Origin of the sequence: uncultured Kluyvera sp., assembly GCF_902485085.1 — a bacterium.
GTDB classification, from domain to species: Bacteria; Pseudomonadota; Gammaproteobacteria; order Enterobacterales; family Enterobacteriaceae; genus Kluyvera; species Kluyvera ascorbata.
On record NZ_CABTJS010000024.1, the window covers coordinates 1 to 10261 of the forward strand.

At 48.4% G+C, this 10261-nt stretch carries 11 protein-coding genes; 8 read left to right on the forward strand and 3 right to left on the reverse strand.

Annotated elements, in window-relative coordinates; genetic code table 11:
- Nucleotides 1-74: 74 nt before the first annotated feature.
- Both RDN66_RS03805 and RDN66_RS03810 read right to left on the reverse strand, forming a co-directional pair.
- A complete protein-coding gene (locus RDN66_RS03805) occupies nt 75-317 on the reverse strand; it encodes an ogr/Delta-like zinc finger family protein (RefSeq protein WP_308537567.1) in 243 nt (80 codons plus the stop codon).
- Nucleotides 314-1117, reverse strand: coding sequence for a capsid protein (locus RDN66_RS03810; RefSeq protein WP_308537568.1), 804 nt, complete (start codon nt 1115-1117; stop codon nt 314-316). The genes RDN66_RS03805 and RDN66_RS03810 overlap by 4 nt, the downstream gene beginning before the upstream one ends.
- 540 nt (nt 1118-1657) lie before the next feature.
- Here RDN66_RS03810 and RDN66_RS03815 point away from each other — a divergent pair.
- From RDN66_RS03815 to RDN66_RS03850, 8 genes are all read left to right on the forward strand, one after another.
- Complete coding sequence (locus RDN66_RS03815) at nt 1658-1924, forward strand: AlpA family transcriptional regulator (RefSeq protein WP_004098166.1); 267 nt, start codon at nt 1658-1660, stop codon at nt 1922-1924.
- Nucleotides 1921-2472: a host cell division inhibitor Icd-like protein gene (locus RDN66_RS03820; protein ID WP_308537569.1), complete on the forward strand. Its 552-nt coding sequence runs from the start codon at nt 1921-1923 to the stop codon at nt 2470-2472. Before RDN66_RS03815 ends, RDN66_RS03820 begins: the two co-directional genes overlap by 4 nt.
- The gene (locus RDN66_RS03825; protein ID WP_308537570.1) at nt 2469-2696 is read left to right on the forward strand and encodes a hypothetical protein; all 228 of its coding nucleotides are present in this window, start codon (nt 2469-2471) and stop codon (nt 2694-2696) included. Before RDN66_RS03820 ends, RDN66_RS03825 begins: the two co-directional genes overlap by 4 nt.
- Nucleotides 2693-3013: a DUF5375 domain-containing protein gene (locus RDN66_RS03830; protein WP_308537571.1), complete on the forward strand. Its 321-nt coding sequence runs from the start codon at nt 2693-2695 to the stop codon at nt 3011-3013. The genes RDN66_RS03825 and RDN66_RS03830 overlap by 4 nt, the downstream gene beginning before the upstream one ends.
- Nucleotides 3014-3025: 12 nt before the next feature.
- Entirely contained in the window at nt 3026-5359 is a 2334-nt protein-coding gene (locus tag RDN66_RS03835) for a primase-helicase zinc-binding domain-containing protein (RefSeq protein WP_308537572.1), read from the forward strand.
- A gap of 507 nt (nt 5360-5866) precedes the next feature.
- On the forward strand, nt 5867-7126 hold the full coding sequence (locus tag RDN66_RS03840) for an integrase arm-type DNA-binding domain-containing protein (RefSeq protein ID WP_202216649.1): 1260 nt from the start codon (nt 5867-5869) through the stop codon (nt 7124-7126).
- Between the two features lie 183 nt (nt 7127-7309).
- Nucleotides 7310-8158: a sce7726 family protein gene (locus RDN66_RS03845; protein ID WP_202216648.1), complete on the forward strand. Its 849-nt coding sequence runs from the start codon at nt 7310-7312 to the stop codon at nt 8156-8158.
- An 18-nt stretch (nt 8159-8176) separates the two neighbouring features.
- Nucleotides 8177-9124, forward strand: a complete 948-nt coding sequence (locus RDN66_RS03850) for a sce7725 family protein (RefSeq protein ID WP_202216647.1) — start codon at nt 8177-8179, stop codon at nt 9122-9124.
- Nucleotides 9125-9633: 509 nt separating this feature from the next.
- On the opposite strand, the gene RDN66_RS03855 is transcribed toward RDN66_RS03850, so the two are convergent.
- The gene (locus RDN66_RS03855; RefSeq protein ID WP_308537573.1) at nt 9634-10209 is read right to left on the reverse strand and encodes a phage polarity suppression protein; all 576 of its coding nucleotides are present in this window, start codon (nt 10207-10209) and stop codon (nt 9634-9636) included.
- Nucleotides 10210-10261: the final 52 nt, after the last annotated feature.

The following is a 10261-nucleotide window of genomic DNA, read 5'->3' on the forward strand; positions in this document are numbered from 1 at the left end:
AGTCCGATTTATTCTTCTGACAGGTTTCAAAGGCCTGCTCCAGTGGTGCTCGTATCATTTTCTTTTCTCCTGAATCAGTGGCGCAGCGATGAGCGAGCGCAATCCAGAATTCGGGGCGGTGTCACTGGCGCTGTCTGCGTCGGTTCTGGCTTTTCCGCCGCCGGTGGCCGTATCACCTCATCGATAGATTCGATGGTGCGAAAGGTCGCGGAGCAGAAGACATTCACACACTGGAGATAACTCTGTTTGACGTTATCCGACAGGTAACGACTGGTACGAACATGGGCGGCCTGTTTGCAGTACGGACAGCGCATCATAACTTCACCTCCTGCGGTTTTCTCTTCTGTGCCAGCGCTTTAGCTCGCGACATTCTGAGGGCAGGACTTTTAAAGAGTTTCATGTCTACGCCGGTGAGTGCCGGGCGATGAAGGCCAATCTGTGAAATCACCGGCTCATGTTCCATGTTGAATGCGTAATATCGACTCTGTGCCAGCACATTCTCACCCAGCTCCTGAATCAGAATAGTGTGAGGGTGTTCTTCTCCCTTAATCTCAAGCTCACGCAGACGTAACGCAAAAGCGCGTACCAGTGCAGGGGGAATGTCTTTCATTACCACAGCCCACTCATTCCGGGCATAGGCAGAGAGCACCACTGTATGGGCGCTGATGTATTCGTTTCCTGACGTACAGGCGGCCAGCATAGTACGGGCTTTATCATCATTGAGTTCATCAATCAGGGCGGTGAACTCCTCAGCCAGCTCACGACCGGCTACACGCTGACCATGTTCCGCTTTCAGTTCCGGGGTCATCATGCCGCGTAGCTCGCGAAAACGGGTACGCCAGTTCTGTTCCGCTTCAGCACTCTCATTCAGCGCGTTCTGACGTTCTTTCTCGCTGTGGGTAATGGCAGCCTCGATATCATTCAGTTTCAGCATATTTTCCGTGTGTGCGGATTTAGCCTGGCTGAACGCACCAAGCGCGTTATTTATCGTGGTCTCTGCGCTCTGGTTGGCTTGCTCGTTAAGAGTATCCAGTGCGATCTCGATGGCTGTACGGATTGTCTCATTCTGTGTGCTGCCAATGGTTTTCATTACTGAAGTAAGTAAGTCTGCTTTCATCGTCGGTCTCTCTCTCTGTTTTCAACCTGACGCCATTCTGCCGCCCCTCAGACAACAACTCGATCCATTGCGGTTGTAGCAGTCATGGCACAAACAGGACTTAAAAACCCGGCTTGCCAGAGAAAGGTCGCAGGAAAACCCTCTCTCTGTTTGTTTTTTTACTAATAACTATTCACTACTGTTCACTCAAAGAAAAAAGATAAGTAATACAGTGAATTAAATGGTGAACAGTTGAGGGGGGAGTGTTCACCAACTGTTCACTACTGTTCACCCTTCTGTTTTTTCAGCCAGTCAGTCGATTAGACTTTTTAGCGATTAAATGCTGAAAATATATAAATAAAAGTAATTACCGGTTTGCCATTTTGTTATCAGGGATTGTCAACAATTGTCACTGTTTGCCACTGCATAAAAATCACTCTGTTGTGTGGTGGGGTACTACAAAATGAGTTGTTGCCCTGAGGGAAAATATTCACAAAATAGAGAGCTACCCGAAGCCGGACGAACACGACCGGCCCTGTATGGACTTTGTGAGGTAGCCCGATGCACACCGCTTTTTCTTCCCCGTCTTCAGCCCCTGCAGCGCCGCTGATGCCGGTTTCTGATACCGTTCACGAGCGCTTTATTCGTCTGCCCGAAGTGATGCATCTGTGCGGCCTGTCCCGGTCGACCATTTACGACCTCATCAGCCGGGAAGCCTTCCCGAAACAAATCAGCCTCGGCGGAAAAAACGTGGCGTGGGCGCAGTCTGAAATAACCGGGTGGATGGCCGACCGTATAGCTGAACGCAACCGGGGCTATGACGCATGATGATGCCCGTTCCGCAAAAAGCCCCTTCTTCTGGCTTGCTTCCCTTCGCCGTTTCTAGGTATAGTTTTATTGCTGTCGCAAAATCGGCAGCCGGGCGTAGGAACCCGTGTTTAACTATGGCGACACCAGACGCGCCTTGCGTCTTTTTTTGTGTCCGTGCCTTGATGCACCCATTCAATACACAGTGGCCTTTTCGCCATTGTGGGTATCGCGTAATGGTGGCTCAGGCGGGGCAGCCTTCGGGCTGGCCGGTTCTCATAGTTACCGGTATTCCTACCCCCGTCTGGGCTACCACCCATGAGCGTAGGAACTCCGGTGGTGGCTGTAACCAGCTAACTATGGAGGTTGCCATCATGGCTACGACCCTCACCCCGTCACACCCGCAGTTTGTCTTTGTGTTTGCCGCCGTTCGTCGCGCAGACCGTAAACCCCGTATTTGTATGCTTCGCACCGTTGCCGGTGATGAGCACGCCGCACGCCTTTCTCTTGTGCGCGATTACGTTCTCTCGTTCGCTGGCCGTCTGCCAGTTGCGGAGGTGCGCGCATGAGACACACCACCATTACCGCCCGTGACCTCGAATGTCTGGAGCATATGCGCAATGTCGGCCGGCTCGTCGGCGACCTGATGCAGGTGCAGGACTGCGCCACCGTTCGTCGTGACCCCGCGCAGCAGTTACAGCTCACCTCCGTGATTTACCTCATGACCGCCCAGCTCGACAGCGTGGTCGAACGCTGCAATCAGCACTGGCTGACCGGGGAGGGTAACGTATGAAAAAGCCATTACCGCCCGTATTACGCGCCGCGCTGTATCGTCGCGCCGTGGCCTGTGCATGGCTGGCTTTATGCGAACGTCAGCGCCGCTACCCGCACCTCACCCTCGACGCGCTGGAAAGCACCATTGCCGCCGAGCTGGAGGGCTTCTATCTGCGCCAGCATGGCGAGGAAAAAGGCCGCCAGATTGCCTGTGCATTACTGGAAGATTTAATGGAAGCCGGACCACTGAAAACCGCGCCATCGCTATCTTTTCTCGGCCTCGTCGTACTGGATGAACTTTGCGCCCGTCACATCAAATCACCGGTAATACACTGAGGGAGAATAATCATGAATATGAACGTAACGGAAACCGTAAAACAGGCATGCGGCCACTGGCCGCGCATTCTCCCGGCGCTGGGTGTGAAGGTCATTAAAAATCGCCATCAGGCCTGTCCGGTATGCGGTGGCACTGACCGTTTCCGGTTTGACGATAAAGAGGGGCGCGGGACGTGGTTCTGTAACCAGTGCGGCGCGGGTGATGGTCTGAAACTGATTGAAAAGGTCTTCGGCGTGTCGGCTTCAGAGGCTGCCGGAAAGGTGAACGCCGTCACCGGCAATCTGTCGCCGGTTGTCCCGGAGGTGATTGCGGCCACCGAGGCCGGAACGGAAGCCGACCGCAAAGCAGCGGCCGCGCTGGCCGTAAAACTGATGGAGAAAAGCCGGCCAGCCACCGGCAACGCCTACCTGACCCGCAAGGGATTCCCCGCGCTGGAATGTCTGACATTGGCCGCCATGCATAAAACCGGTGGCGTGACCTACCGCGCCGGTGATGTGGTTGTCCCGCTGTGTGACGATACCGGTACGCTGATTAATCTCCAGCTTATCAATGCTGACGGTCTCAAACGCACCCTGAAAGGCGGTCAGGTGAAAGGGACATGTCATATCATCGAGGGGAAAAAACAGGCCGGAAAACGCCTGTGGATAGCGGAGGGTTATGCGACCGCGCTCACCGTGCATCACCTGACAGGTGAAACGGTCATGGTGGCGCTGTCATCCGTGAACCTTCTTTCTCTGGCGAGCCTTGCCCGGCAAAAGCACCCGGCGTGTCAGATTGTGCTCGCTGCCGACCGCGACCTCAACGGCGACGGTCAGATAAAAGCCGCAGCGGCCGCAGAAGCCTGTGAGGGCGTGGTCGCCCTGCCGCCGGTGTTCGGTGACTGGAATGATGCGTTTATGCAAAAAGGCGAAGAGGCCTCGCGTAAAGCGATTTATGACGCTATCCGACCACCGGGAGAGAGCCCGTTCAGTACCATGAGCGAGGCCGAATTCACCGCCATGAGCACCAGTGAAAAGGCGATGCGGGTACATGAGCATTACGGCGAGGCGCTGGCGGTGGATGCGAACGGCCAGCTCCTGTCACGCTATGAAGCCGGGATATGGAAAATCATCCCGCCGTCGGATTTTGCGCGTGATGTGGCCGGGCTGTTCCAGCGTCTGCGAGCGCCGTTCTCATCGGGGAAAATTGCCTCGGTGGTGGATACCCTGAAACTGATTATTCCCCAGCAGGATGCCCCGGCGCGCCGCCTGATAGGTTTTCGCAACGGTGTACTCGATACAAGTACCGGCGTATTCAGTCCTCATAGTAAAGCGCACTGGCTGCGTACACTGTGCGATGTGGATTTTACCCCGCCGGTCGAGGGGGAAGCACTGGAAACCCACGCGCCGAACTTCTGGCGCTGGCTCGACCGCGCCGCCGGTTCACGCGCGGATAAACGTGACGTGATACTCGCTGCCCTGTTTATGGTGCTGGCTAACCGTTATGACTGGCAGCTCTTCCTCGAAGTGACCGGCCCCGGCGGCAGCGGGAAAAGTATTCTGGCCGAAATTGCCACCATGCTGGCCGGAGAGGATAACGCCACGTCAGCGACCATTGAAACGCTGGAATCCCCCCGCGAACGCGCGGCGCTGATTGGCTTCTCGCTGATACGTCTGCCTGACCAGGAGAAATGGAGTGGTGACGGTGCAGGGCTAAAGGCCATCACCGGCGGGGATGCCGTCTCCGTTGACCCGAAATACCGCGATGCGTATTCAACGCATATCCCGGCGGTTATTCTGGCCGTCAACAATAACCCGATGCGCTTCACCGACCGCAGCGGCGGCGTGTCGCGCCGTCGGGTGATTATGCACTTCCCGGAACAGATTGCCCCGGAAGAGCGAGATCCGAAGTTGAAAGATAAGATTGCCTGTGAACTGGCGGTCATTGTGCGCCAGCTTATGCAAAAATTCAGCGACCCGATGACGGCGCGTACGTTGCTCCAGTCTCAGCAGAACTCTGACGAGGCGCTGAGTATCAAGCGTGACGCTGACCCGACATTCGATTTTTGTGGCTATCTGGAGGCGTTGCCCGAGCCTGACGGGATGTACATGGGAAATGCAAATATTATCCCACGACAGCCCCGCCTGTATCTCTATCACGCCTATCTGGTCTATATGGAGGCGCACGGCTACAAAAACACGCTGAGCCTTACCATGTTCGGCAAAGGGCTGTCATCGATGCTGAAAGAGTACGGGCTGAATTATGGCAAGCGGCGAACAAATCAGGGAATGCAGACGAATCTCGCGCTCAGGGATGAAAGCAACGCCGACTGGCTGCCCCGATGTGACGAAACCACAGCGCCATAACCTATCCTGACCGGCATTAGCCGGTCTTTTTTTGCCTGAAATCCCTGAAGGTGAACAGTAAAGTGTTCACTATTCACGGACTGTTAACCGTGTATCATATTGAAAAATAATAAAAATAAAGGTGAGTGAACAGTGTGAACAGTTTTCGTGAAAAAAAGTTTTTTTCTGTTCCGGTTCGAATCCGAATAACGGATCCAAACCGAGAATGATAATTTCAGGTTTTTTTTCTGTTAAACCAATAAGTTGAGGTAGATATGGTCACAATGCATGTTGGGGGCACAAAAGGGGGCACATGGTGGTGTGATTATTAATTATTTATTATATTTCATTGTGTTGAGAGGTGATTTGAGTCCGGCCTTCGCACCATTAGTACTTCCAAGACCATCCAATAAAGTCCAATTATCCCTTAAAAATCAATGCTTGCAGCGATTTCTTCGTCCTGAGTTGTCCGTTGAAATCCGGATGTCATTGGGGGCATCTTAACTTCGATTAGAAATGTGCCCCCAAATGAAGCTCAACGCCAGGCAAGTCGAGACTGCAAAACCAAAAGACAAAAGCTACAAAATGGCCGATGGCGGTGGTTTGTATCTCGAGGTTTCGGCCAGGGGTTCTAAATACTGGCGCATGAAATACCGACGCCCCTCTGACAAAAAAGAGGATCGCCTCGCTTTTGGTGTTTGGCCTACAGTGACTCTTGCTCAGGCAAGAGCAAAGCGCGACGAAGCTAAAAAGCTGTTAGTTCAGGGCATTGACCCAAAAGCCGAACAGAAAGAAGCTCAGGCCGAGAATTCAGGGGCATATACTTTCGAAACCATTGCTCGCGAATGGCACGCCAGTAACAAACGATGGAGTGAAGACCATCGATCGCGCGTTCTTCGCTATCTTGAGCTTTATATCTTCCCCCACATCGGTTCGTCCGACATCCGCCAGCTCAAAACCAGCCACCTATTAGCTCCGATTAAAAAAGTTGATGCTACAGGTAAGCATGATGTTGCTCAGCGCCTGCAACAGCGTGTCACGGCCATAATGCGTTACGCCGTGCAGAACGATTATATAGACTCTAATCCAGCCAGTGATATGGCAGGTGCGTTATCGACAACCAAAGCGCGACACTATCCAGCTTTACCCTCAAGCCGTTTTCCTGAGTTTCTTACCCGTCTTGCTGCATATCGTGGTCGTGTAATGACACGGATTGCGGTCGAGCTTTCATTACTAACTTTTGTGCGTTCCAGTGAGTTACGTTTTGCGCGTTGGGATGAGTTCGACTTTGATAAATCTCTCAGGCGCGTACCGGCAAAACGAGAAGAAATTAAAGGCGTGCGTTACTCGTACCGTGGCATGAAGATGAAAGAGGAGCATATCGTTCCGCTTAGTCGGCAGGCGATGATTTTGTTAGAGCAGCTTAAGCAGATTAGTGGTGATAAAGAGTTACTTTTTCCGGGGGATCATGACGCAACTAAGGTTATGAGTGAAAACACGGTAAACAGCGCATTGCGTGCGATAGGCTATGACACGAAAACCGAGGTCTGCGGACATGGGTTTAGGACGATGGCGCGCGGTGCGTTGGGGGAGTCGGGGTTATGGAGCGATGACGCTATAGAGCGTCAGTTAAGCCATTCAGAGCGGAATAATGTACGTGCTGCATATATTCACACATCTGAGCATTTGGATGAGCGCCGATTGATGGTTCAGTGGTGGGCTGATTATCTAGATATTAATCGACAAGGGTATGATGTTACCCCTTATGATTTTGCTAAACAATTATAAAACAATCATTTAAGTATTTTTTTTGCGGTTACTGATTGATATTTAGTGCTTTTTTATGATGAAATAATTACTGTTTGACAAAATGACTTGTTTTTATCATATTTAAGTTTGTTTTTAAGCATGGGGGATTCCTCCATAGTATTGGTTATTTAAACAGTACTTGATTTTTTGGCAGAACGGAAAATGAATTATCAGGCTATAAGTAAAATATTTAGTCGTAATGTAGTTTTGGAAATAGCAAAAAAAAATAGGTCTGAGCTGTTCAGAAGTATTGTTATGGATAATTGCCCTGCGTATAGTTCAACTGATAAGTCCATAGCGAAAATTTATGATGAGTTATATTTGCTTCTGAAGAAAAAATACAGAAACGAATATGTTTACAAGAATGAAATTGCGAAAAAAATAGTCAAAGGATTTCATAGGTTTAACAAGGTTAGCTATGTTAATGAGTTTAAAATAAATGGATGCATAGCTGATGTTGCAATATTTAACGATACGTCAACTGCGTATGAAATAAAGACAGAATTAGATTCTTTTGAAAGATTAGATGACCAACTTTCTGTATACAAAGATGTTTTTGAGTTTGTGTACATGGTCGTCCCCGCTGAAAAACTAAATCAGGCAATGAAAGTAGCTCATGAGACTACAGGGATTATCACTCTAAACGGAAAGAATGCTCTAAACTATGAGCGATTAGCTACCTCGAATCTAGAGTACTTTTCCAAAGATAAAATGTTCAATTGTTTTAAACCCTCAGAATATATGTTCTTTTATGAAAGTGTTACAGGGATAAAACCTTTTGGAAGGGCCGCGGATGTTAAAGAACAATGTAGAAATCTTTTTTTAGAATTGGATACCAAAAAAGCGCATAAGGAAATGCTAAAGTTATTAACAGCAAGAGAGCTTGAGGGGTTTGAAAAGGACTATTTTCTTTCTCTCCCGCAGTCGCTGTTAGCAACATTATTAAATTTACGATTGAATCAAAAAAACTTAATGACACTTAGGGAAAATATGACAGAAACATTATGTTAACTGATAAGGAATCACAGCATGTATTACTGTTATTTAAGAGCAAAACAATATGAGCTATTAGCTGTTAGGTCTTGCCTGACAAAGATCGTTCAAAAAAATATGGTTGCTATTATTGAACCTGTTAGAGAGAGTGATAGGGATTTATACAGTTGTTTGAGAGATGCTCGTGATAACAATGCGAGAGTTATTTTGATTGTTAATCCTAAATGTGGGGAGCTTGAAGGTAATGAGAGAGCTTCTGAAACGTTAATTAATGGTGCAATTGAAATAAATCCTCAAATTGAGTTAGGTTACATTGTTGATGATACAACTAGTTCATCACAATTGACTAATTTTTTTAATAATTATCAAAGTCAAAAAAAATCAATCATTCATAATGGTCGCTATGCTAATACACAGCAGCTTCTTCAATTAGAATCTTCAGATAATTTATTTAAAGATAATATCTTTATTGATGGCACATGCAGCGCAATATATATTTCAAACTTCAATTCCACATCTAAGGTGTTAATTCGTGATGGTTTAAATCGTACCCAAACCAACGCCGGGTATGCAAATAATATTATCGAATTTTTCTCTGACTTACATTTAAATTATAGGCAACTAGGTTTTAATGGGTTTGGTGATTTTTCTATTGTTGGAAATCATTTCGCAGAAGGTGGGGGGCAAGCCATAACGGCTGTAATCCACATCACTTACGAGAACATTGATAGAACAGAAATTCAAGTCCATCACTTCCTTTCAGATCCTAGAGTTGTAGTTGAAGATGTTGCTATTTTAATTGATGAAGCTTTGGAGAAATTGGATGCTTTCCTTAGTTCTCAGCGGCCTGACATACTTAATTGGTCAACTGCTTGTAGAGAACTGGTTGATATTTATAATACTCCAGGGGGAAGAACCAACTTAGCATATATCAAGAAAATGTCCATAAAACACCATTTTGAGTTAATGCATGATATTTTGTAAATCTAAAGAGGCGTATTAAACGCCTCTTTTTTATATTGTTATTCTAGCGATTACTTCTCCATCACTTACTTTTTCTTATCGTTATTTTGTTTTTTTTTCATTTCTTTCTGTTTTTAAAACATGTTTAAATTTTTAAAGATTTAAGTATTGTGTAATGTCAAAATTAATTTTATCTCTTAAAAATTGTTCTTTTAAAGACGGAGGTAAAACATATGAATTTAATTGTAATCGTTAGCTCTGTGGTTTACTTAATGCTTTTCCCATGCCGTTAATCTTTAGGATTAAAGGCGAAATATTATCGATGCAGTGATTACCACTGGCGCGCAATGCTATCCCCGCCACGCCTGCCCGCTTTCGGGGGCGCTTTTAATGCAGGTGCATGAAGGGCTTCAGGCTGCGCCAGCACTGGTGCGGCGGTGTGTGGAAAATTCAGGGTTTTGCATGCAAAGCCATGCAGCGTAAGCATGCATGGCTATTTTTCTTAAAAAGAAGGGTATTTTCGGGGCGGTTTATGCGGATTTATTGCGGGGCTGCGCGGCCTGTCGGCACATGAAAATCTGACTCTGTTCAAGTGTATATTTTGCCCGATTGTCTCCTCTGGAGGCTCTGTCAGGCCGGAACCCGATAGTCGTCAGAATATCCCGGTCATCCTGCGCATAATGAATATCTCTTCCGCTGGCCAGATGAACCGATAGCGCTTCGCGAATGCTGGCGGCCGCCCGGTCGAGAGCCCGTTCCCTGACGATTTCAGGTAGCTCCCGGAGGTGCATTAATTCCGGTGCCAGCGCTGCGACCAGCGCGTCGCCACTGACCTGCATAAAGGCGTGGAGCTGGCGACGCATGCTGATACGCTGCACAGTCTCATGTGACCGGATATACCGACCGGCAGACTGGTTTACCGCCCATTTTTTCAGGTCAATATCATCACGCAGCGCCTGTACCGCGTCAGGCTCATAACGGGTACTGGTGAGCTCATGTTCTTTCAGCGCCATTTCAGCCCGTGCCAGTGCTGACTTGTTGCTCATCCAGTCCGATTTATTCTTCTGACAGGTTTCAAAGGCCTGCTCCAGTGGTGCTCGTATCATTTTCTTTTCTCCTGAATCAGTGGCGCAGCGATGAGCGAGCGCAATCCAGAAT